The organism is Mycobacterium sp. NGS41, assembly GCF_059812725.1.
On record NZ_JCALDF010000007.1, the window covers coordinates 188,104 to 211,390 of the forward strand.

At 67.2% G+C, this 23,287-nt stretch carries 16 protein-coding genes and 1 tRNA gene; 8 read left to right on the top strand and 9 right to left on the bottom strand.

From position 1 onward, the window contains the following. Window positions 1–218 precede the first annotated feature (218 nt). Complete coding sequence (locus AC5Y21_RS09755) at window positions 219–2,546, bottom strand: DEAD/DEAH box helicase (protein WP_499911811.1); 2,328 nt, start codon at window positions 2,544–2,546, stop codon at window positions 219–221. 293 nt (window positions 2,547–2,839) lie between these two features. On the opposite strand from AC5Y21_RS09755, the gene cspA reads away from it, so the two are divergent. The 3 genes from cspA (at window position 2,840) to topA (ending at window position 6,850) form a co-directional block, all read left to right on the top strand. Next, window positions 2,840–3,043 (top strand): cold shock protein CspA, encoded by a 204-nt coding sequence (gene cspA / locus AC5Y21_RS09760; RefSeq protein WP_007166602.1) that lies wholly within the window; start codon window positions 2,840–2,842, stop codon window positions 3,041–3,043. Between the two features lie 196 nt (window positions 3,044–3,239). Beyond that, window positions 3,240–3,830, top strand: coding sequence for a hypothetical protein (locus AC5Y21_RS09765; RefSeq protein WP_499911733.1), 591 nt, complete (start codon window positions 3,240–3,242; stop codon window positions 3,828–3,830). Between the two features lie 212 nt (window positions 3,831–4,042). Then, window positions 4,043–6,850 carry a type I DNA topoisomerase gene (gene topA / locus AC5Y21_RS09770; RefSeq protein ID WP_499911734.1) on the top strand — a complete coding sequence of 936 codons (2,808 nt, stop codon included), beginning with the start codon at window positions 4,043–4,045 and terminating at the stop codon, window positions 6,848–6,850. Window positions 6,851–6,859: 9 nt separating this feature from the next. Here topA and AC5Y21_RS09775 read toward each other — a convergent pair whose 3' ends face one another. After that, complete coding sequence (locus tag AC5Y21_RS09775) at window positions 6,860–8,503, bottom strand: adenylate/guanylate cyclase domain-containing protein (protein WP_499911736.1); 1,644 nt, start codon at window positions 8,501–8,503, stop codon at window positions 6,860–6,862. 107 nt (window positions 8,504–8,610) lie between these two features. Between AC5Y21_RS09775 and AC5Y21_RS09780 the strand changes: the two genes are divergently transcribed. Both AC5Y21_RS09780 and AC5Y21_RS09785 read left to right on the top strand, forming a co-directional pair. Beyond that, window positions 8,611–9,816, top strand: coding sequence for a DNA polymerase III subunit delta' (locus tag AC5Y21_RS09780; RefSeq protein ID WP_499911737.1), 1,206 nt, complete (start codon window positions 8,611–8,613; stop codon window positions 9,814–9,816). A gap of 44 nt (window positions 9,817–9,860) precedes the next feature. Next, window positions 9,861–9,933: transfer RNA gene (locus AC5Y21_RS09785), tRNA-Thr, on the top strand. A 91-nt stretch (window positions 9,934–10,024) separates the two neighbouring features. Here the strand turns inward: AC5Y21_RS09785 and AC5Y21_RS09790 are convergent. Together AC5Y21_RS09790 and AC5Y21_RS09795 are read right to left on the bottom strand one after the other, a co-directional pair. Further along, window positions 10,025–12,160, bottom strand: coding sequence for an alpha/beta hydrolase (locus tag AC5Y21_RS09790; protein ID WP_499911738.1), 2,136 nt, complete (start codon window positions 12,158–12,160; stop codon window positions 10,025–10,027). 29 nt (window positions 12,161–12,189) lie between these two features. Continuing rightward, the gene (locus tag AC5Y21_RS09795) at window positions 12,190–13,275 is read right to left on the bottom strand and encodes a class I SAM-dependent methyltransferase (protein WP_499911741.1); all 1,086 of its coding nucleotides are present in this window, start codon (window positions 13,273–13,275) and stop codon (window positions 12,190–12,192) included. Between the two features lie 221 nt (window positions 13,276–13,496). Between AC5Y21_RS09795 and AC5Y21_RS09800 the strand changes: the two genes are divergently transcribed. Continuing rightward, window positions 13,497–16,244 (top strand): LuxR C-terminal-related transcriptional regulator, encoded by a 2,748-nt coding sequence (locus tag AC5Y21_RS09800; protein WP_499911743.1) that lies wholly within the window; start codon window positions 13,497–13,499, stop codon window positions 16,242–16,244. An 8-nt stretch (window positions 16,245–16,252) separates the two neighbouring features. Here AC5Y21_RS09800 and AC5Y21_RS09805 read toward each other — a convergent pair whose 3' ends face one another. After that, entirely contained in the window at window positions 16,253–18,040 is a 1,788-nt protein-coding gene (locus tag AC5Y21_RS09805; RefSeq protein WP_499911745.1) for a hypothetical protein, read from the bottom strand. Between the two features lie 32 nt (window positions 18,041–18,072). On the opposite strand from AC5Y21_RS09805, the gene AC5Y21_RS09810 reads away from it, so the two are divergent. Continuing rightward, on the top strand, window positions 18,073–19,017 hold the full coding sequence (locus AC5Y21_RS09810; protein ID WP_499911747.1) for an NAD-dependent epimerase/dehydratase family protein: 945 nt from the start codon (window positions 18,073–18,075) through the stop codon (window positions 19,015–19,017). 82 nt (window positions 19,018–19,099) lie between these two features. Here the strand turns inward: AC5Y21_RS09810 and AC5Y21_RS09815 are convergent, their stop codons facing one another. The 3 genes from AC5Y21_RS09815 to AC5Y21_RS09825 are packed head-to-tail and all read right to left on the bottom strand — an operon-like array spanning window position 19,100 to window position 21,486. Continuing rightward, complete coding sequence (locus AC5Y21_RS09815) at window positions 19,100–19,438, bottom strand: DUF2304 domain-containing protein (RefSeq protein ID WP_499911749.1); 339 nt, start codon at window positions 19,436–19,438, stop codon at window positions 19,100–19,102. Window positions 19,439–19,468: 30 nt separating this feature from the next. Further along, window positions 19,469–20,170, bottom strand: a complete 702-nt coding sequence (ppgS, locus tag AC5Y21_RS09820) for a polyprenyl-phospho-N-acetylgalactosaminyl synthase PpgS (RefSeq protein WP_499911750.1) — start codon at window positions 20,168–20,170, stop codon at window positions 19,469–19,471. Window positions 20,171–20,217: 47 nt separating this feature from the next. After that, the gene (locus AC5Y21_RS09825) at window positions 20,218–21,486 is read right to left on the bottom strand and encodes a hypothetical protein (protein ID WP_499911813.1); all 1,269 of its coding nucleotides are present in this window, start codon (window positions 21,484–21,486) and stop codon (window positions 20,218–20,220) included. Window positions 21,487–21,620: 134 nt separating this feature from the next. On the opposite strand from AC5Y21_RS09825, the gene AC5Y21_RS09830 reads away from it, so the two are divergent. After that, window positions 21,621–22,730, top strand: coding sequence for a DUF475 domain-containing protein (locus AC5Y21_RS09830; RefSeq protein WP_499911752.1), 1,110 nt, complete (start codon window positions 21,621–21,623; stop codon window positions 22,728–22,730). Here the strand turns inward: AC5Y21_RS09830 and AC5Y21_RS09835 are convergent. Beyond that, window positions 22,711–23,199, bottom strand: a complete 489-nt coding sequence (locus AC5Y21_RS09835) for an inorganic diphosphatase (protein WP_499911753.1) — start codon at window positions 23,197–23,199, stop codon at window positions 22,711–22,713. The two genes, AC5Y21_RS09830 and AC5Y21_RS09835, sit on opposite strands and share 20 nt — an antisense overlap. Window positions 23,200–23,287 lie beyond the last annotated feature (88 nt).

Sequence of the window (23,287 nt, forward strand, 5' to 3'; positions counted from 1 at the left end):
CGTTGAAATACCGGGAGAGCCGGGACCTGCGCCGCGAAAAATTTGCGCAGACCGCTTCGAACCAGGTAATTTTCCTCTGCACCCGCATTGTCGGGCTTACGAGCGGATCGCGTTGTCCGACCGTTCGTACGCGGTGTGGCAATCGTCACAACGCTAATCCATTTGAGCGGATCCGTGGAAGTCGACCGTCGAGGGGTCGGTCGCCTCCGCTGGATTGCTCAGCTTGGCTCGCCGGCCAGTTCCGCGAGCACCAACCGCAGCACCTGCACAGCGCCCGCCTTGTCTAGCGGGTCGTTGCCATTGCCGCACTTCGGCGACTGCACACACGACGGGCACCCGCTGGGGCATTCGCATGCCTCGATGGCCGCGGCGGTGGCACTCAGCCAGGTGTGGGCCTGGCAGAAGCCACGTTCGGCGAATCCCGCCCCGCCCGGATAGCCGTCGTAGACGAAGACACTGGGCAGACCGTCGGGGCCGATAGCGGTGGACATTCCGCCGATGTCGCCGCGGTCGCAGCTGGCCACCAGGGGCAACAGTCCGATGGCCGCATGCTCGGCGGCGTGCAACGACCCGGGGATCCGCGGTGCCTCAATACCGTTATGCGACAACGCCTCCGGCGCGATGGTGTACATGACCGCAGTGGTGGGCAACGTGTGTTGGGGCATGTCCAAATCGATGAAGTCGATCACCTCCCCGGTGAGCCTGCGGCGCAGATAGCCGACGACTTGGTGGGTGACGGTCACCGGCACCAGCCCCAGCGCGACGGCCCCGAACCGCGACCGGTCGCCAATACCGGTGACCGAGATGTCGGTGATTTCCCGCGCGAACGTCGCGTAGCCGGGATCGTCGGCGTGCACGAAAGCGATGCCGTCGTCGAGATCCAGCGAGTCGACGACATAGCTCTCGCCCTGGTGCAGGTACACCGCCCCGGCATGGACCGTGGCCGGAGCCTGGCCGGCTCCGGCGCTGCCCAGCAGCCGTCCGGTGCCCGCTTCCACGATCATGATCTGCTCGCCGGTCGAACCGCGGATGTCCACCGCGGCGTGCGGTTCGAGGCCGGGCGCGGGGAAGTATTTGCCGTTGCGCCGCCGCAGTAGCCCGTCGTCGACCAGACCCTCGGCTACCTGCTCTGCGCCCAGCGACCGAACCTCGGCGTCGTCCAGGGGTAATTCGGTCGCCGCACACAGCAGCTGCGGTCCGAGCAGGTAGGGATTACCCGGATCGATCACGGACCGCTCGACCGGTTTGTCCAGCAGCGCCGCCGGATGGTGCACCAGATACGTGTCCAGCGGGTCGTCGCGGGCAATCAGCATCACCAGCGCGCCCTGGCCCCGCCGCCCAGACCGGCCGGCCTGCTGCCAGAACGACGCGACAGTGCCGGGAAACCCCGCGAGCACCACCGCGTCCAGCCCGGCGATGTCGACACCAAGTTCCAGGGCATTGGTCGTGGCCAGACCGCGCAGCCTGCCCTCGGCCAGCGCGTGCTCAAGTGCGGTGCGGTCCTCGGCGAGGTAGCCGGCCCGATAGGACGCGACCCGGTCCGACAGCCCCGGGGCGAGGTCGTCCAAGCGGGCCTGGGCACCCAGCGCGGTCAACTCCGCGGCGCGCCGCGACCGGACGAACGTCAGGGTCTGCGCTCCTTCGACGATCAGGTCGGCCATCACCCGCGCGGCCTCGGCGCCCGCGGATCGCCGCACCGGGGCGCCGTTCTCACCGGTCAGGTCGGTGCGCAGCGCCGGCTCCCAAAGCGCCACGGTGCGTGCCCCTTGCGGAGACCCGTCCTCGGTTACCTCTACGACGGGCCGGCCGATCAGCTCGGCGGCCGTCGCTCCCGGTGACGCCGTCGTCGCACTGGCGAAGATGACAGTCGGTTCGGCCGAATAGCGGGCGCACAACCGCAGCAGGCGACGCAGCACCATCGCCACGTTGGAGCCGAAAACACCGCGGTAGTAGTGACATTCGTCGACAACCAGGTAGCGAAGACGGCGCAATAGCACCGCCCAGCGCGCATGGTTGCGCAGTACCGACAAATGGACCATGTCGGGGTTGGAAAACAGCCATCGGGAGTGTTCGCGCGCAAAGCGGCGCACTTCGGCGGGACTGTCGCCGTCGTAGGCCGAGGGCGCCACTGGGAAACTTCCGGAGGCCAGCTGCGGCACGGCGGCGGTCAGAGCATGTGCGGCGCGCAGTTGATCGTGGCCGAGCGCCTTCGTCGGCGACAGGTACAGAACCCGGGCCGCGGGGTCGGTCACCAGCGCGTTGAGGACCGGAAGTTGGTAGGCCAATGATTTTCCCGATGCGGTACCGGTGCTCACCACCACATGACGGCCGGCGTGCGCCAGCTCGGCGGCCTCCAACTGGTGCGACCAGGGAGCGACGATGCCGCGGTCGGCGAACGCGCGAATTACGGCGGGCTCGGCCCACTCCGGCCACGAGCGGGGCTGGCCGCTACTCGCCGGCAGTTCGGCGACATGGCGCAGCGGGCGCTCGCCCGCCGGGGTGCCGGCGAGCGCGACGGTCAGCAGTTCGCTGCCGAAACTCGCCATTCCGTACCTCTCTGCGACGTCGCCAGCCGGGGTGTCGGAGTGACGCTGACGTAAATTCACCGGCCCTCCGGCGACCAAGGTGCTGTCGCCGACGCGCCGAACATGGTTGACTGATGCCGGTCGCAGCTTCTGTGTTCGTGTCAAACTTTCGCAGGATCGACGTTGCGGCCGCGGTTCCTGCGAGGTTATCGGTCGGGTGAAGTTCCGGCGACTCCGCGAAGGTATGGCGGTCGTAGCTGGCCCGGGGCATCGAAAGGGTGCCCCGCACCCAGAAGAAAAGGAAAGATCGAGAAATGCCACAGGGAACTGTGAAGTGGTTCAACGCGGAGAAGGGGTTTGGCTTCATCGCCCCCGAAGATGGTTCCGCAGACGTTTTTGTCCACTACACGGAGATCCAGGGTTCGGGCTTCCGCACCCTCGAAGAAAACCAGAAGGTCGAGTTCGAGATCGGCCATAGCCCTAAGGGCCCCCAGGCCACCGGCGTCCGCTCCGTCTAAGAGAGCAGAAGCTGACGAGACCCCCCGGTGCAGTCCGGGGGGTTTTCGTTTGGGCCGGTGGTCGCCCGATGGTGGCGAGCAGACGCAAAAGCACCCGGTAGCGGGCCAAGACAGGGGCTTTTGTGTCTGCTCGCCACCAACCGCCGCGCCGAATACTTCAAGCCGCGGATCGGCTCGCTGGCCTACTGTCGGTGACGTGAGCCAGCTTTCCTTCTTCACCGCAGAATCGGTACCGCCCGCGGTCGCCGATCTTGCCGGGGTGCTGGCGGCCACAGGCCAGATAGTGATCGTCAGCAACGGCGATATTCAGGGCGCCCGGTTGTCGGTGGTGGTGGATCAGCCCTGGCGGGCAGAGGCGCTGGCCGAGATGATCCGCGAAGCCGGTTTGCGACCCGAGATCACCCGTACCGAGGAAGACACCCCGCTGGTCAGGACGGAAGTGAGCGCGCTGTTGCGCACCATCGCCGCCGAATGGACGCGTGGCGCGGTCAAGACGGTGCCCCCGCGCTGGCTGCCGGGGCCGCGCGAACTGCGGGCGTGGACCCTGGCCGCCGGAAGCCCCGAGGCCGACCGCTACCTGCTGGGTCTGGATCCACACGCGCCGGACACCCATTCGCCGCTCGCGTCGGCTCTGATGCGGGTCGGTATCGCACCCACGTTGATTGGCACCCGCGGCGGTCGGCCGGCACTGCGGATTAGCGGCCGACGCAGGCTATCGCGCCTGGTAGAGAACGTGGGGGAACCGCCTGACGGCGCGGACGCGTTGTCGCAGTGGCCCCGGGTTTAGCGGCCCGCCGGGGTCTGCGTTCTAAGAAGTTGGATTGCACCCAGTTTGCGCGGGCCCGCCCAAGGGTGCGAAATTGTCAGGTGCCCGCTGGCGGAGGGACGCCGACGGACCCGGATCGCCTCAATTGCAGGCGGACTTCGGGCCCGACGGTCATCCTTCTTACTGGGCGGTCCCGTCGGGGGCCGAAATATAGAGATGGAGCGTAAGCGCAGTTGGCTGACCCGAATACTCAAGGCAGCGGCCGAAATGGGAGCCCGCGGCGACTTGTCATTGTCGAGTCGCCGACGAAGGCGCGCAAACTGGCCGGCTACCTGGGCTCCGCCTACATCGTCGAGTCGTCGCGAGGCCATATCCGCGACCTGCCACGAGCCGCGGCCGACGTGCCCGCCAAGTTCAAGTCCGAGCCGTGGGCCAGGCTTGGCGTCAACGTCGATGCCGACTTCGAACCGCTCTACATCATCAGCCCCGAGAAAAAAAGCACCGTCACCGAGCTGAAGGGCCTGCTCAAGGGAGTCGACGAGCTCTACCTGGCCACGGATGGCGACCGTGAGGGCGAAGCGATCGCCTGGCACCTGATGGAGACCCTGAAACCGCGCATACCGGTCAAACGGATGGTTTTCCACGAGATCACCGAGCCAGCGATCCTCGAGGCTGCCGAAAATCCCCGCGACCTGGACATCGACCTGGTCGACGCGCAGGAGACCCGCCGCATCCTGGACCGGCTGTACGGCTACGAGGTCAGCCCGGTGCTGTGGAAGAAGGTCGCGCCCAAGCTGTCGGCCGGCCGGGTGCAGTCGGTGGCCACCCGCATCATCGTGCAGCGGGAACGCGACCGCATGGCGTTCCGCAGCGCCGCGTACTGGGACATTCTCGCCAGGCTGGACGCCAGCGTGTCCGATCCCGAGGCGCAGCCGCCTACCTTCAACGCCCGGCTGACCAGTGTGGACGGGCTGCGCGTGGCCACCGGTCGCGATTTCGACTCGCAGGGTGCGTTGCGCAGAGGCCGCGAGGTCGCAGAGGTCACTGTGCTGGACGAAGCCCGCGCGACCGAGCTGGCCGCCGGTTTGCGCGGCGCGCAGCTGACCGTGGCGTCGGCAGAGGAGAAGCCCTACACCCGTCGTCCGTATCCGCCGTTCATGACCTCGACGCTGCAACAGGAAGCCGGCCGTAAGTTGCGGTTCTCCTCGGAGCGGACGATGAGCATCGCCCAGCGGCTATACGAGAACGGCTACATCACCTACATGCGTACCGACTCGACCACGCTGTCGGAGTCGGCTATCAACGCCGCACGCAATCAGGCGCGTCAGCTCTACGGCGCGGAGTACGTGTCCCCGTCGCCGCGTCAGTACACCCGCAAGGTGAAAAACGCGCAGGAGGCACACGAGGGCATCCGGCCGGCCGGGGAGACGTTCGCCACCCCGGATGCGGTGCGTCGCGAACTGGACGGCGACGATTTCCGGCTCTACGAGCTGATCTGGCAGCGCACGGTGGCCTCGCAGATGGCTGACGCGCGCGGCACCACCCTGAGCCTGCGTATCGAGGGTATGTCCGGGGAGCAGCCGGTGGTGTTCTCCGCATCCGGCCGCACGCTCACCTTCCCCGGGTTCCTCAAGGCCTACGTGGAAACCGTGGACGAGCTGGCCGGCGGCGAGGCCGACGATGCCGAGCGCCGGCTGCCCCATCTCACCCGGGGCCAGCGGCTGGACGCGATCGAGCTGACCCCGGACGGGCACGCCACCAACCCGCCGGCGCGCTACACCGAGGCCTCGCTGGTCCGAGCGCTCGAGGAGCTGGGTATCGGGCGGCCGTCGACCTATTCGTCGATCATCAAGACCATCCAGGACCGCGGCTACGTGTTCAAGAAGGGCAGTGCGCTGGTGCCGTCGTGGGTGGCGTTCGCGGTCACCGGCCTGCTCGAGCAGCATTTCGGCCGCCTCGTCGACTATGACTTCACCGCCGCAATGGAAGACGAGCTCGACGCGATCGCCAACGGGCATGAGCAACGCACCAACTGGCTCAACAACTTCTACTTTGGCGGCGATCACGGGGTGCCCGATTCGGTGGCCCGCTCAGGTGGCCTCAAGAAGCTGGTCGGCGTCAATCTCGAAGGCATAGACGCTCGAGAAGTCAACTCCATCAAGCTATTCGACGACGCGGAAGGCCGTACGGTCTACGTTCGGGTGGGTAAGAACGGCCCCTACCTGGAACGCTTCGTGTCCAATGACGACGGCGAGCTAACGCCGCAGCGGGCCAACCTGAGCGATTCGATCACCCCCGACGAGCTGACGCTGGAGGTGGCCGAAGAGCTGTTCGCCACCCCGCAGGAGGGGCGCTCGCTGGGCGTGGATCCGGCTACCGGCCACGAGATCGTCGCCAAGGACGGCCGGTACGGGCCGTACGTGACCGAGGTCCTGCCCGAGAAGCCCGATGACGGCAATGAAGTTGGCGAAGGCAACCAGGGTGCGAAGAAGGGCAAGAAGCCGACGGGGCCCAAGCCGCGCACCGGTTCACTGTTGCGAAGCATGGACCTGCAGACCGTCACGCTCGAAGATGCCCTGAAACTGCTGTCGCTGCCCCGCGTGGTCGGCGCCGACCCGGCTTCGGGTGAGGAAATCACCGCGCAGAACGGGCGTTACGGCCCATACCTCAAGCGCGGCAGCGATTCTCGGTCTTTGGCAACCGAAGACCAGATATTCACCATCACTCTCGACGAAGCGCTGAAGATCTACGCGGAGCCGAAACGTTCCGGCCGGACCAGCGCCTCGGCGCCGCCGCTACGCGAGCTGGGCACCGATCCGGCGTCGGGCAAGCCGATGGTGATCAAGGACGGCCGGTTCGGGCCCTACGTCACCGATGGCGAGACGAATGCCAGCCTGCGCAAGGGCGACGACGTGCTGTCGATTACCGACGAGCGTGCCGCCGAGCTGCTGGCCGACCGGCGTGCCCGCGGCCCCGCGAAGCGACCTGCCAGGAAGACCGCCCGCAAGGCGCCGGCGAAGAAAGCCGCCAAGCGCAGCTAGTGGCCGACCCTATGCGTGCTCGGCGCGGGCAGGTGCCACCTCTTCTGGGTCCGCCAGATTCAGCGGCCGGGCCAGCTGAGTCGGTGCGGTGCGTCCGCGCAACTCGACGACTTCGCCGACGTCCCAGCACAGCGCTTCTGCGTCGAGCGCGCCGCTGACTGCGATGGCCGACGCCAGCACGTGGCCCTCCTCGAGTTTGGCCAGCTCGGTGAGCCGCGCCGCCTCGTTGACCGGGTCGCCGATCACGGTGTACTCGAAGCGGGCCTGGGCGCCGATATGGCCTGCGATCGCCCTGCCGGCCGACACCCCGATCCCGAACTCCGCGGAACCCAGCACCGGTAGCAGTTCGTCGTGCAGCTCACGCGCGGCCGCCAGCGCGGCACCGGCGCCGTCGGGGTGTTCGATCGGCGCCCCGAAAATCGCCAGCGCGGCGTCGCCCTGGAACTTGTTGACGAATCCGCCGTGTCGCCCGACGGTGTCCACCACCACGCGGAAGAACTCGTTGAGCAGGTGGACGACCTCGGCAGGCGGCTTGGTCGCGGCCAGCTGGGTGGAGCCGACCAGGTCGACGAACAGCACCGCGACGTCGCGCTCGCGACCGCCCAGCTCGGTACCGCGCTCCAGGGCCCGACGGGCCACGTCTTCGCCGACGTAACGCCCGAACAGGTCGCGCAGCCGCTGCCGCTCGGACAGGTCGCGCACCATGTCGTTGAAGCCGGCCTGTAGCAGGCCCAGTTCGCTGGCGTCGTAGATCTGCATGTGCGCGTTGTAGTTACCGCGCTGGACCTCTGATAGCGCCCAGCGCAGCTGCCGCAGCGGGTCGGCGATCGACATCGACACCAGCAGGGTGCTGACCAGGCCGATGCCGAGCGCCGCCAGCGCCAGCAACAGGATGGGATCGAACAGCGACTCGGGCGCGGCTCGCAGCAGGGAAGCCTTGTCGGCCACCACCGCAAGCACGATCGTGAGCAGCGGTACGCCGGTGGACAGTATCCAGGCCAGCATCAGCCGCAGGATGACGCCGGGTGCCTGGACGTTTTCCGGTACGCCGCTGCGCAGGGCCGCGACTGCCACCGGCCGCAGCACCCGCTCGGACTGCAGGTAGCCGATGATCGCGGTCGCAGTGGCACCGAGCGCGGTGGCGACCGCGACGACGGGCGCGGCGTATCTGGCGACCGACCAGCTGGCGATGATGAATATCGCGCCGCCGATGCCCCACGACACCATGCTGATCAGGGTGCGGTAGAAGGGCATCCGCAACGCGCGGCTGCGCGCCACTTCGGTGGTGGCCGGATCGGATTCGGCGAGTAGGTTGTCGCGTCGCTGCCAGCGGAAAACCGGCATCAGCAGTTTCACGTTCACCACGAAGCCGGCGAGGAAGACGGCAATCAGCGACGTTAGGACGGTCACCAGGTTCAGCACCGGCAGGTCTTGTAGCTGGATGCGGTCCTGGGGCGGCAGGCCGTAGCGCAGGAAGCCGAGCACGAAGAGGGCGCCGATGATATCGGCTTGCAGCATGCTGAGCGAAAACACCGGCCACGGCGTGCGCACCACCCACCGGGCGAACGCGCTGATCCGCCCGGGCAGTGCCGCCTGCGTTGCCACCAAACCACCGTATCGGTCGGCGGGGACTTGTCGGAAACCTAAATCCACTGCTGCGAGTCGCCCGCAGTTCACGAAAGATGCCGAAAGATCACGGAATTGTCGCGAATTGGTGGCCAATCGGTATCTGTCAGCCGGCGTCACTACTGTTGCCGATGATGTCCGGAGTGTTTACGCGGCTGGTAGGTCAGGAGGCGGTGGAAGCCGAGCTGCTCGCCGCTGCGCGCTCCGCCCGCGGTGATTCGAGTCACAGCCCCGGGGACGCAAGGAGTCTGACACACGCGTGGCTGATTACCGGCCCGCCGGGTTCGGGGCGCTCGATCGCAGCGCTGTGTTTCGCGGCTGCGCTGCAATGCACCGGTGACGGGGAGCCGGGCTGCGGGCGCTGCCGGGCGTGCACCACGACGATGGCGGGCACTCACGCCGACGTCCGACGTGTCATTCCCGAAGGGCTGTCCATCGGCGTGGACGAGATGCGGGCGATCGTGCAGATCGCCTCGCGCCGCCCGACCACCGGGCGCCGGCAGATCGTGGTGATCGAGGACGCCGACCGGTTGACCGAAGGGGCCGCGAACGCATTGCTCAAGGTCGTCGAGGAGCCGCCGCCTTCCACGGTGTTCCTGCTGTGCGCGCCATCGGTGGATCCCGAGGACATCGCGGTCACCCTGCGGTCCCGGTGTCGGCATGTCGCGCTGGTGACGCCCTCGACGGAGGCGATCGCGCGGGTCCTGGCGGACAGTGACGGGCTGGACGCCGACACGGCGAACTGGGCTGCGTCGGTCAGCGGTGGACATGTGGGGCGGGCGCGACGGCTGGCGACCGACCCCGAGGCGCGCCAGCGGCGCGAACGGGCGCTGGGACTGGTGCGCGACGCCGCGGTGCCGTCACGGGCTTATGCCGCCGCCGAAGAGTTGGTCGCAGCGGCCGAAGCCGAGGCGATAGCGCTAACCGCCGACCGCGCCGAAGCCGAAACCGAAGAGCTGCGAACGGCTCTCGGCGCCGGCGGTACCGGAAAAGGCACCGCGTCGGCGTTGCGCGGCGCTACCGGAGCGATCAAGGATCTCGAGCGACGACAGAAGTCACGTCAGACTCGCGCCTCGCGCGACGCGCTGGACCGGGCACTGGTCGACTTGGCGACGTACTTCCGGGATGCGTTGCTGGTCGCGGGGAATGCCGGCGACGTGCGGCCAAACCACCCCGATATGGCCGACCGGGTGGCGGCACTCGCCGCCCACGCCTCGCCGGAACGACTGCTGCGCTGCATCGAGGCCGTGCTGGCCTGCCGCGAGGCGCTGGCGGTCAACGTCAAGCCCAAGTTCGCCGTCGACGCCATGGTCGCCACCATCGGCCAGGAACTTGGGTGAGTCTGCCCGCCTGCCGTAGACTCGTGCCGCCCGCGTGCGGGCAGGCCGCCTTAGCTCAGTCGGTAGAGCGATTCACTCGTAATGAATAGGTCAGGAGTTCGATTCTCCTAGGCGGCTCCCGTTTTTTGTGCTCTATCCCCCATGCCGAACGTGACGGCACAGTCACGTTCGGCGCCGAGCGTGACACCAGCGTCACGCTCGGGGCTGCTCAAACCAGCTCGGCGAGCATCGCTGCGGCCCGCGCCGCGCCGCCGGTCTCGACGGGCCGGAAGTGAGTTTGGGTGCCCAGCTCCTCGACGATCGCGGCGGCGAGCCGGTCGGGGTCCGAAGCGTCGGCGTAGCGCATCGCCCGTCCGGCGCCATAACGGTCAAGCCGGTGCCGCACATGGATGTTCTGCTCGAAGTGGTGTTCCAGCGGTACATAGATGAACGGTGTGCCGGCCGCGGTCAATTCCATGCAGGTGCTCAGGCCGCCCTGGACGACGGCTAGGTCGCACGCTGCGAGGTAGTCGGTGAGGTCGGGCACGAACCCGCACACCGTCACACCGGGCCGCCGCCGCATCGACCCGGGGTCGATACGCGGTCCGGTCACCACGAGGAAATGCAGCGCGGGGTCGCGTTGTTGTGCGATCGCTGCCGCATCGAGCACCCGGTGCAGCAGGGACTCGCCGACCGCGGTGCCGCCCACCGTGACGACACACAATCGTTCGTCCGAACCAAGCGCCAGCTTGCGGCGTACGGCGGCACGTTCCGGCGCCGACGCCCGTCCTCGATCCGTGACGTAGCCGCAGAACTGGAAGTTTTGCTCGGTCCATTCGCGGATGTCCGGCAGGCCGGGACCGAACTTCTCCGTCACCACGTCGTCGGGGTTACCCACGAACACCGACAGGTCGCGTACCCCGGGGAGGCGTGCCCTGTGCTCGATCATCTCGGCGTTGTAGTCGGCAGTGAGCGCTGCCTCGCGCGGGTCGCCGTCGGGCATCGGCAGCCAGCCCACGAAATCGGTGAGCCAAGCGAACGGGAATCGTTTCAGCTCCGGGTTCTCGTGCAGGAAATAGTCGACCTCCCAGGCTTCGTCGGCGATGACCAGATCGGGTGTCTCGTCGCGAACGATCTCGCTGAACAACATGAAGTTGGCGACCATGATCTCGTCCATCCGCCGGATCGCCTCGAACGCGTGCAGGTCGTGTTCGCCCGCCTCGGCCTCGAGGTGCCGCGACTCGCCGAGTAGATACCGCGCGGCGGGGTGCACTTGCTCACCGGCTGTCTCGAGGAGTCTCGTCACCGGGTCCTGCGTCAGCCATACGATGTCGAGATTCGAACGGGTCCTGCGTAATTCAGCGGCGATCGCCAAGTCCCGCCGGGCGTGGCCGAGCCCGATCGGCGAGGACAGGTAGAGCACCCGACGACGTTGGCGCGGTGGGCGTGAATACTGATTGCGCGATGTGCCGGACGCGGTTACCGACTCGACGAACTCGCGAATCATCGTGTTGATCTGCACCGGTTTTCGGCCGGGCAGGCCGTGGCCGCCGCCTTCGAACAACGTCAGCGTCCCGCCGGTGAGCCGCGCCAGCTCTTCGGCCACCTTCCAGCGGCGCACCCGGTCGTCGGTGCCGTGCACAACGTGCACCGGGCAGCGCACCCGTGCCGCAAGCTGTTCCATCGATTCTGTTGGCGGCCCGTCCAAATGAAGGCGGGCGGCGGTGGTGTCGATCAGCGTCTGGGCATCGGTTGTCGTCGACCACCGAATGCCGTCTTCGATCTGTTTGGTCGAGTGTGGCTCGGAATTCAACTCGCGGAAAAAGAATTCGCGGAAATCGTCGACGTCGCCGTGTTGCCAGTAGTGGCGGTTGTACTTCTGCCAGCCGCGCGGATGTTCCGGCTGCGACAGCCAACGGTCGAGTTCACGTGCGGGGTTGGCACTTTCGAGCCCGCATGCGGGGCCGATCGCGAAGATACCCTGGACTCGCTCAGGGTTGCCGGCCGCGACGTGCACGGCCCACGTTGCACCGCAAGAGAATCCAACGAGGACGGCACGATCGGTGGACGTCGCGTCGAGCACGGCGACCGCGTCGGCGGCATACTCCGTGTCGCGATAGGCCGCGGTGCCGCGCGGCCGTCCGGACTGCCCGCAACCGCGGCCGTCGAACGTGATCACCCGGAAGTACCGCGACAGAAACGGCACTTGCGCCTTCCAGAACCGCGAGTCCACGATCGACCACGTGGGCAACAGCAGAACGGTGACCGGTCCGTCGCCGTAGACGTCGTAGTGCAACGAAACACCCTCGCGCACCGCGGTACCCGATGCGTCCGGTGGAGGGGCCCGCCGCTGCTCGGCGCTCATCAGTTCATCTTCGCGCGTTAGCGTCACCGTCAGGGCCGAACCTCGAAAACATTGTTGAACGGCGTCTGGGCGGCCAGCCGAAAGCGGGTGAACCCCGCAGTTGTCACGACGTCTTTGATCCGCGCCGGACCCGCCTGGGTGCCCAACGCGAGTCCCACCGGCTGGGCCAATGACGACGGCGTGCACAACAGGGTGGAAAAGCCGTAGAAGGTGCGGCCGATCGGGGTCAGGTTGTCCTCGACGTGATCGCCGGCCGCGGGTTCGACGATCATCCAGGTGCCGTCGTCCGCGATGACGTCGCGGACATGCCGTGCGGCGCCGACCGGATCGCCCATGTCGTGCAGGCAGTCGAACATCGTCACCAGGTCATACGGGCCGCCCGGGAACGACTGTGCTCCCACCGCCTCGAAGCTGACCTGTGCCTGCAACCCCAACTCCGCGGCCCGTTCGCGTGCCGTCGTGATCGACCCGGCGTGACCGTCGATTCCGAAGAACCTGGCCGTCGGAAACGACTGTGCCATCAGGATTGTCGACGCGCCGTGCCCGCAGCCGACATCGGCGACCGTGGCGCCGGCGTTGAGTTTGTCCACCACGCCGTCGAGTGCCGGTAGCCAGGCGTTGACCAGGTATGCGGCGTAGGTAGGACGGAAGAAGCGCTCGCATCCCACGTGCACATCGGAGTTGTGATCGCCCCATCCGACGCCGTCACCCGTGCGGGCGACATCGATGATCCTGCCCGCATCGGTGATGGTCCCGTGCGCGATCTGGAACAGGCCGCTCACGAACGCCGGGCTGGTTTCGTCGGTGAGCGCCACCGCGTGCTCGGGCGGCAGCTGATAGCGGCCGGTGGTGGGGTCGTATGTGACGAACGATCCGGCGGCCTGGGCGTTGAGCCATTCGCGCGCGTAATGCTCGTCGGTGTCGGTGCGTTCGGCGAGTTCGGCCGGGGTGGTAGGGCCATGGTCAGCCAGGCTTCGGTAGTAGCCGAGGCGATCGCCCATCACCACCAGGGCGCAGTTCAATGCCGCACCGGCTTCTTCCACCGCGCGGAACACGAAGGCCATCAGCTTCTCCGGGTCGATCGCGGCTGCCTGGGTGTCGTCGAGTGCTGTCATGGGAGTGCTCCTTCGTCTTAGGTGAACTCACCGTCGCACCGCGGGAGGCCCTAGCGAATCCGGTGCCCCACCTAATCTTCTTGACCACACGCGTTGCATGCGTACCGCGCGCGAACCATTAGGCGATCCACGAAGTTGATATCGGAGACTCTCTGCACCCCTCCAAGCCCCGCCAAGCCCGGCTTCGCCGAGCTTGAGATCGCCGCCGTACGATCTCAGCCATGCTGGTCGGTCGCGAGTCTGAGCAGCAGCGACTCGCCGCGTTGCTGGCCGCGGCGCGTGTCCACCAAAGCGGTGTCCTGGTGCTCAGCGGCGAAGCGGGAATCGGCAAGACCGCGCTGCTCGACGACACCGCTGCCCAAGCCGGGGAGATGCGGGTGCTGCGCATCTCGGGCAGCGAGCAGGAAGCCGGACTGGGCTTCGCCGGACTGCAGCAACTGCTATCGCCGGCCTTGCCGCTGCTCGGGCGCATCCCTGAACCGCAACGTGACGCCCTGTCGGTTGCGCTGATGCTGCGCGACGGCCCTGCGCCGGAGCGGTTTGCCGTATGCGTTGGCGCACTCAGCCTGATAAGCCGCTTCGCGGAGGAGTGCCCGCTGCTGGTGTTGGTCGACGACGCGCACCTGCTTGACCTGCCCTCTGCCGAGGCGCTTTTGTTCATCGCGCGCCGGCTGGTGGCCGACCCGATCGCGCTGCTGATATCGCTACGTCCGGAACCTGATGCGCTGCTTCACAATTCAGGCCTGGCGGCCCTGGATCTGTCCGGCCTCGACCGAGACGCGGCGGGCGCGCTGCTCGCGACGGCCGCAGGAGGGTCCCCGGGTGCGGAGATGACCGCAAAGTTGCATCAGGTGACCGCGGGCAACCCGCTGGCGCTCATCGAGTTGGCGCGCGATGCCGATCGTCTCGGCCAGGTGGGGCCCGAACTGCCGATGCCGGTGACCGAGACCATCGCGCGCACCTTCGCCCGCCGAGTGTCGACGCTGCCGATGGCGTCGCAACGGCTACTGCTGCTGACTGCCGTTGCGGACGGCGACATGTCGTTGACGGCGCAGGCCGCCGCGGCGCTGGACCGCGATTTGAATTCCCTAGAATCCCTTGCCGACGCGGAGCGGGTTGGGCTGCTGCAACTTCGGGGCGGTCGCGCAGAGTTCCGGCATCCGCTGGTGCGATCGGCGGTGTACGCGGTGGCAGCACCGGAAGAACGGCGGGCTGCCCACCGCGCGGTGGCAGCGGCGTTACCCGAGTCGTCGGCAGATCGGCGCGCATGGCATCTGAGCGAAGCCTGCGTCGGGCCGGACGACACGGTCGCCGACATGCTGGCCGAATCGGCCGAACACGCCCGCGCGCGTGGGGCGTACGGCACCGCCGCGATCGGGCTGGCGCGCAGCGCCGAACTCACCTCGGCCCACGAATCGCGTGGCTCACGCCTGTTTCAGGCCGGCGAATCCGCCTGGTTCGCGGGCAGGGTCGGCACGGCCGACGAATTCCTGAGTGCCGCCCGGAAACTGGTGACGGATCCGGGCAGATCGGCCGAGATCGACAGTATACGAGGCAATCTCGCGTTGCGAACCGGCTCGCTGCGCGACGCGCACCACCTGCTGTCCCGGGCCGCGGAGCGCGCCGCGACGTCCGACCCGGACGCCGCGGTCCGGTTGCTGGCCGACGCCGTCAGCGCTTGCTTTTACCTGTGTGAGACGGCGGCGGCGGCGTCGGCCGCCGATCGCATCGAGAGCTTGCTTGATGACTGCGGCGGCGATGTCGCTCGAATCCGCGGGCAGATGGCGATCGGCATGGCGCGGGTGTTGACGGGTCAGCAAGGCATGCACTGGATCCGAGCGGCGGTCGAGTCGATGACCAAGGATCCCCAGCTGTTTGAAGACCCGCGACGACCGGACTTGTCGGTGATCGGCCCGCTGTTCCTGCGTGAGTCCCGGGCCGGCCGCGAGCTCGTCGGGCGTGTCGTTCAGGAGCAGCGGGCGCGCACGGCGTTGGGCGCGCTGCCCAACCTGCTCTTCCACATGGCCCGTGACGACGCCACCACCGATCGATGGTCGTCGGCGCTCAGCGCATTCGACGAAAGCCTCACGCTGGCCAGGGAAACCGGACAGACCACCGACCTGGCCGCATCGCTGGCCGGCCTGGCCTGGCTGCAGGCCAGAATGGGCCGCGCGGAGGACTGCCACCGCAACTGTACTGAAGCACTGGCGCTGGCCCAGAAACATCAGATTGTGCTGGCCGAACTTTGGGTCCGCTACGCACTCGGTGACTCCAGCCTCGCCGACGGCGATGCCGCGGCTGCGGTGCAAAGCTTCACCCAGCTGCAGGACACCATGAGCCGCATCGGGTTTCACGACGTCGACCTGGCTCCCGGACCGGAACTCGCCGAAGCGCAAGTGCGTCAGGGCGATCTGGCCGCCGCGGCGGCAACGGCCGGCGACTACCAGCGTCGGGCACAGCAGAAGGGCCAGCCCTGGGCGCTGGCCCGCGCGCAGCGCGCGATGGCCCTGGTCTGCACCGATGTCGGCAAGCGAAACGCGTTGTTCGAGCAGGCGCTTCAACTCCACCACGGCAGCCTGGACCTCTACGAGGAGGCACGGACCCGGCTGGCGTTCGGCGCGTCGTTGCGCCGTGACAAGAGCCGGGTGGCGGCGCGCCCGCACCTCCGTCAGGCACTCGAACAATTCGAGCGCCTCGGCGCCCGCCCGTGGGCGGACCTGGCAGCGTCCGAATTGGACGCGACGGGTGAGCGGGCGCGTCGCCGTGGTGAAGGCCAGCTCGCCGCCCTCACCTCGCAGGAGATCCACATCGCACAGCTACTCGGTGCCGGGCGGACGACGAAAGAGACTGCGGCCGCGTTGTTTTTGAGCCCGAAGACGGTCGAATACCACCTGCGGCATATCTATCAGAAGCTGAACATCCGGTCGCGAAGCGAACTGAGCGCGATCGTTGCGGCCCAAACGGGCTAGCCTGGCGCTTAGAGAGGGGCGAGGAATCCCACCGGTCCCGACGCGATACACAGCGAAAGCCCGGTCGTATTGGCTTGCACAGCGATTGCGCCTCCGGCGCCCGGCAGCCGGGCGAAGACCCGGTTGAGTCCGGGCTGCACCGGAACTCTCACTTTCGGCCCCTCGGTCAGCGACAGTGTGACCGACCCGTTGCTGTTGGCCAGGTAGTTCAGCTCCACGGTCCAGTCGGCGGGTAGCAGCGGCCCGTCCAGGAGCAGCCACGCCGGCGCGTCCGGCTGGACGAAGTAGCCGCATTGCGGGACGGGACCGCGCGAGATCGTGCGGACCCAGGTCACCTTCGCGTCGACCACCCACCCGGAGGTGTCCAGCATGCGCAATTGCGTTGTCGCCGTATCGAATTCCGGGCGGTCGCGGAGCAGGGCGAACATGTGGCTGGCCAGGTTCTCCGGCCATACCATCCGCTGCAGCACCATCGGATCCACCTCCTGATCCAGCAGCGGCGCGCTCGAAGCCGCCCGCGCGGCAGCCAAACTCGCGCGCGCATTCTGCAGGTACGGCTGGGCGGGATTGTCACGCCAGCTGGTCAGAAAGGTCGCCGTCGAATACAGACTGCTGCCCAGGAACAGCCCCGCCAAAGCCGTTGTCACCACGGCACGTTTGGCCGAGGCGTCCAGCCAGCGCGCCGATGGCCGGTTGGGTGCGGTGAACACGACGGCGGCCAGCAGCGCCAGCACGACAACAAGGTCCGGGAAATAGCGCAGGGTCTGGGCCAATTCAAGGACGGTGAACGGCGACGAACGCATCAGATAGATAGGCACCTGGCAGGCGACCGCATAGCCTGCCGCGGTCAGCCACACCAGCCCGATGCGTTGTTTGCGGATCAGCGATATCGCCAGGACGCCGGCAAACACCAGCCAGCCGAGCGCCATCACCAGCGGCGGGGGAGTGGCCCACGGTGAGGCGGGGGCCCAGCGCTCCCAGCGCCACGGCCCGCCGGCCAAACCCGGCACGATGCCGTGGGTGATCGAACGGGACAGCAGTTTCCACGTCATGCCCAGATCGGAACTCCACCGCTGCTGATCCACCACGCTCAAATACAGCGCCACCCAGCCGGCGGTCAGAGCCAGCGAAGCCACCCAGAGCCGGATTCCCGCTCGCCACACCGCGCGCAAAACGCCGCGGTCGCCGCGCACGTGGCACAGCAGTGCCGTCACCGCGAAGGCGACGAACGGGATCACGGCGGCCTTCTCGAAGAACAGCAGTCCGGCGAGGTAGGCCAGCACGCCTGTCAACGCATAGCGCTGGTTGCCGGTGCGAACCAGCAGTACCGCGTCCGCGCACACCCAGGCCAGCGCCGCCAGCATCGGAAGCGAGTTCAGCGCCGCGGCCCACCACGCGTACGCCGGCACGCCCAGCGGTGTGAACAGGGCAAACGTCAATGGAATCAGCAGCACCGGGCGCCAGCCCAGGATCACGTACAGCGCGCGCAACAGCGTCAGCGAGGCTAGCAGCTGCAGCACCACCAGACAGATCGCCGGTCCGGCCCAGTTCAGCGGCGCCAGCCGGGTGATCGCGCCCGCGACCAGGTAGGCAGCCGGCATCACGTGGCCGTCGTGGTCGTTGAACAGGTACGACGGCGACAGCGGATGCTGAGTTCCGGCCTGACCGACCAGAATCAGGTCGTCCCAGTAGAAGTAGCCACCGAACGCCAGAACCGCGCGGATCACCAACTGCACGACGATCAGCGCGGCAGCGGCCAGAGCCACCCGCGGTATCCGTGCGGTCGCGGTGAGCATGGTTATTTCTTACCGGTCGGTATGGTGGGCCGGTGCGCGCACTGGTCACCGGAGCAGCCGGCTTCATCGGATCGACGTTGGTCGATCGTCTGCTGGCAGACGGCCACACCGTGGTAGGACTGGACAATTTCGCCACCGGACGCGCGACCAACCTCGAGCATCTGGCCGACAATCCGGCTCACGTCTTCGTCGAGGCCGACATCGTCACCGCGGACCTGCAGGCCATCTTCGACGAGCACCGGCCCGAGGTGGTTTTCCACCTCGCGGCCCAGATCGACGTCCGGCGTTCGGTGGCCAATCCGCAATTCGACGCGTCGGTCAACGTCATCGGCACCGTGCGGCTGGCCGAAGCTGCTCGGAGCACAGGTGTCCGCAAAGTCGTGCACACCTCGTCGGGCGGATCCATCTACGGCACCCCGACGCAGTTTCCGACGAGTGAGGACGACCCGACAGATCCTGCTTCGCCCTATGCTGCCGGCAAAGTGGCGGGCGAGATCTACCTGAACACCTTCCGCCATCTGTACGGCCTGGACTGCTCGCACATCGCACCGGCCAACGTCTACGGCCCCCGGCAGGATCCGCACGGCGAGGCCGGCGTGGTGGCGATTTTCGCGCAGGCGCTGCTGTCGGGTAAGTCCACCAAGGTGTTCGGCGACGGCACCAACACCCGCGACTACGTGTTCGTCGACGACGTGGTGGACGCATTCGTCAAGGCGTCCGGCGATGCGGGGGGCGGGCAGCGCTTCAACATCGGCACCGGCATCGAGACCTCGGACCGGCAACTGCACACCGTGGTGGCCGCGGCCGTCGGGGGGCCCGACGATCCGGAGTTTCATCCGCCGCGCCTGGGCGACCTCAGGCGCTCCTGCCTCGACTTCGGTTCAGCGGAACGGGTATTGGGCTGGCGTCCGCAAGTCCGGCTCGACGAAGGGGTACGCCGCACAGTGGAGTACTTCCGCCGGTTGCACACGGGCTAACCCTGACGCCGAACGTGAAACCAGTGCGAGATCCCGGCAACTTTTTCGCAATGGTTTCACGCTCGCCGCGTGCTCCGCGCGGTTAACTCTCCGGCGCCTGCGCGCCCTCGATCGCGACGGCGCGGGCGAGTCGCGCGTAGCGCAGCTCCAAGTCCTTGAACCGCATGTAAGTGCTCAGCGTGGTGAAGCTGAACGCCATTATCAGCGCGTAGAGCATCAGGTCGGTCCCGCGGCGCACGCCGAACCAATTCGCCACCACGGTGGTGTCGTCCGGCCGCAGCACGGCATAGATCCCGGCGAACACGAACAGCACATAGCCGACCTTGACCCAGGCGCGGGACCGCGCATTGCGCCGCGACCGCAGCAGGAAGACCAGCAGGGCCATGATCGCCCCGATCAACAGCACCTGGATCCAGTTCATCTTTCGGTCCTTTTCATCTTTCGGTCTTTTTCATCGGGGCATCCTCCCCCGCAGGAATCCGTCGAAAATGATGTTGACGCCGTTGAGCAGGGGTTGCCCCTTCGACTTGGAGTAATCGGTGTACAACACTTCGACTGGTTCCTCGACTACGCGCCAGTTGTGTTCGGCGATCAGCATGACGAACTCGTTGGCATGGCTCATTCCGCTCATGGTGATGTCCAGGGCGTCGGCCACCTTCTTGTTGAACACTCGCAGGCCGTTGTTGGTGTCGGTGAGACCAAGCCGGCGACCGCGTCGGCTCAACCGCGCGGCGGTCCGCAGCACGACCCTTTTCAAAAACGGCGGCTGGCTGGCGTCGGGGCTGGCGAACCGGGTGCCGATGACGATGTCGGCGTCGCTCGATGCCAGCCGCTCGACCATTGCGGCCAGGTCTTTGACGCGGTGCTGGCCGTCGGCGTCGAAGGTGGCGAACACCCGCGCACCCGGCTGCTTGCGCGCATACTCCACGCCGGTCTGGATGGCCGCACCCTGGCCGACGTTGATCGGATGATGCACCAAGTGAGCTCCGGCGCGCAGGGCGATGTCGCCGGTGCCGTCGCTGCTGCCGTCGTCCACGCAGACGATGTGGTCGAACACTGAGCGCAGGTCTGCGATCACCTCGCCGATCACCGCGGCTTCATTGAAGGCGGGAACGACTATCCAGACGTCGGGGTAATGCGTTTCAGAGTTCATTTCCAAGCCCATATCTGCCCACAAGGTACACGCCGGGCAGGGCGGTATCAGCGGGTTACGCGGCCGACGCGCGCAAGCGCGAGCAGATGGACGCCTATTCCCACCACCGGGCCACACAGCAGGCCGACGACGGTTCGGGTTTCCAGCGGCAGCGGCAACAGCAGCAGCATTCCCGACGCCACCGTCGCGCCGACCCAGCCCAGCGAATAGGCCCGATGCAAGGCGGCGGCCACCGCCGCGGCGCCGGTGAGCGTCAGCATCGCGATCGCCACCGCCGCTGCCGTCAGCCACGCCAGCAGGGCGCTGCTGGCCAGGTACTGCGGCCCGAAGGCGACGCGCAGCACCCACGGGCCCACCACACCGGCGGCCAGCACCCCGAACGCGCCAATGCCGCCGATGATCGCCGCGGGCGCGATGAGCGCCCGGATCCGGTGGCTGCGCTCGTCGACGAAATGAGCGATCAGGTTGCCCTGCATAGCGGTCAGCGGCACCAGAAGCGGCGCGCGGGTCAACGTCACGGCCAGGATGACGACGCCGCCAGCGGCCCCCAGCTCATTGCTGGTCAGCTTGAGCAGCACCGGGAATCCCATCACCAGAATCGCGCTTGCGCCGGCGGCGGTAATCGAATGCGCTGCCCCGCGCAGGAAGGTCACGGTGGTGCCGGGGGTGAGCAGGTGCGCCGCGGCGCGCGTCGACGGCGACGCCGCCAGCATCAGCAGCCACGCCACTGCGCCCGCGACTGTGGCCCACAAAAACCCGGTCAGGGCCCATCCGATGACGAATGTTGCCGTGGCGATGCTCACCCGGATGACCGCGTCGGTCACCATCAGCGCGCCGTACTGCGTCCACCGGTTGGTGCCGGCCAGCATGCCCAGCAGGGTCGCGTGCAGGCAGAACCCGGCCAGCCCGACGCTGAGCAGCCCCACCGACAACCAGCGCGCCTCGACGAATACCCGCCCGCTCCACAACGGCGAACTCCCGGCGATCACCACGGCCGCAGCCGCGCCGACCATCGCGGCGACCCGCAGTGGATGGGCCCGGTGCACCGGCAGAACGTCGACGTAGGGCGCCGACCGAATCTCCCGAGTGGTTTCTTGTAGTAGCCCGTTGGCGGCGCCGGTGACCAAACCGAATGCGCCCCAGAACACCCCGAATACCGAGAAGCCGCTCGGAGCCAGATCCCGAGCGGCCAGATAGATCACCGCGTAGCCGCACACCGCGGTCACGGCGGTCGCCACCCCGACCCGGGCCACGCTGGCACGCGCGATGGGCCCGGCGGCTGCCGGGGAGGCTTGGGTACCGCCGACTTCGGGCATCGCCACAGATCGAAAATACTTAAGTGCGCAAGCCGTCGGCTCGCTGCACGAAGTTGATCCGCATCTTCTGGCCCGCTGTTCGTAACGTCTGAGCCATCGGCGTCGCCTATTCTGAGTGGCTGTCGGAAGGATCCATGACCACATTCCGCATCTTTGCCGTCTCACTACTCCTGACTGCAGTGGCTCTGGTAGCCGGCTATTTCCACGGCGGGCTCGACGCCCTGTTTCTGCTGGTAGTGCTGGCTACCCTCGAGGTCTCGCTGTCGTTCGACAACGCCATCATCAACGCCGAAATCCTGCGGCGGATGAGCCCCTTCTGGCAGCAAATGTTCCTGACGATCGGAATTGTCATCGCAGTCTTCGGCATGCGGCTGCTCTTCCCGCTGGCGATCGTCTGGGTGACGGCCGGCCTCGATCCGGTGCGGGCGCTGGACTTGGCGCTCAATGCGCCGCCGCATGACGCACTCGAATTTCCGGACGGCTCACCGAGCTACGAAAAGCTGCTCATGTTGGCCCACCCGCAGATCGCGGCATTCGGCGGCATGTTCCTGCTGATGCTGTTCCTGGATTTCATATTTCACGACCGAGACATCAAGTGGCTCAAGTGGATTGAGGTCCCATTCGCCCGCATCGGGCGGGTTGGCCGGTTGTCGGTGGTGGTGGCCGGGGTTGTGCTGGTCATGGTCGGCACGCAGTTGACCCACTCCAGCGACGAGCGGGCGACGGTGCTGACGGCCGGCCTGGTGGGCATGATGACCTATCTGGTCGTCAACGCCTTGAGCCGGGCATTTCGGCCGTCGAACGTCGAGATCGGGACCGAAGGCGCCGGTCAGGCTGTGGGGAAGGCCGGGCTGGCCTTGTTCCTCTACCTCGAGGTTCTGGACGCCGCATTCTCGTTCGACGGCGTCACCGGCGCGTTCGCCATAACCTCGGACCCGATCATCATGGCGCTGGGTCTGGGACTGGTGGGCTCGCTGTTCGTCCGGTCGATCACCATCTACCTGGTCCGCCAGGAGACGTTGGACCGCTACGTCTACCTGGAACACGGCGCGCACTGGGCGATCGGCGCGCTGGCCGTGATCATGCTGGTCGACATCGAGCAGGGGATCCACGTCCCCGAGGTGGTCACCGCGTCGGTGGGTTTGGTCTTCATCGTGGCGGCGTTCAGCGCGAGCGTACGGCGTAATCGACGCCAGGCGCGGGCCCGGGCAGACGCCGAACTGGTCAGTGCCCGCCCGACTTGAACCGCTCCACCGAGCGCTGCACCTCGGCTTCGGCTTCCTTGCGGCCAACCCAGTCGGCGGCCTTGACGAACTTGCCCGGTTCCAGGTCCTTGTAGTGCACAAAGAAGTGCTTGATCGAGTCCAGCTCGAACGCGGGGACGTTCTCGATGTCCTGGATGTGGTCCCAGCGGGGGTCGCCGGCCGGAACACAGAGCACCTTGTCGTCGCCGCCGGCCTCGTCGACCATCTGGAACATTCCCACCGGACGCGCTTCCACCAGCACTCCGGGAAACAGCGGCTGCGGCAGTAGTACCAGGGCGTCCAGCGGGTCGCCATCTTCACCGAGGGTGTCTTCGATGAAGCCGTAGTCGGTGGGGTACGCCATCGGGGTGTAGAGGTAACGGTCCAGACGCACCCGCCCCGTCTCATGGTCGACCTCGTACTTGTTGCGCTGGCCTTTCGGAATTTCGATGACCACGTCGAATTGCACCGTGTTGGCTCCTCGGGATCTGGCTGAGCAGGGGTAGGTCAGTTGGTAGCGGATCCACCCTAGTCGAGCATGCGGCTGCTGGTTCGGC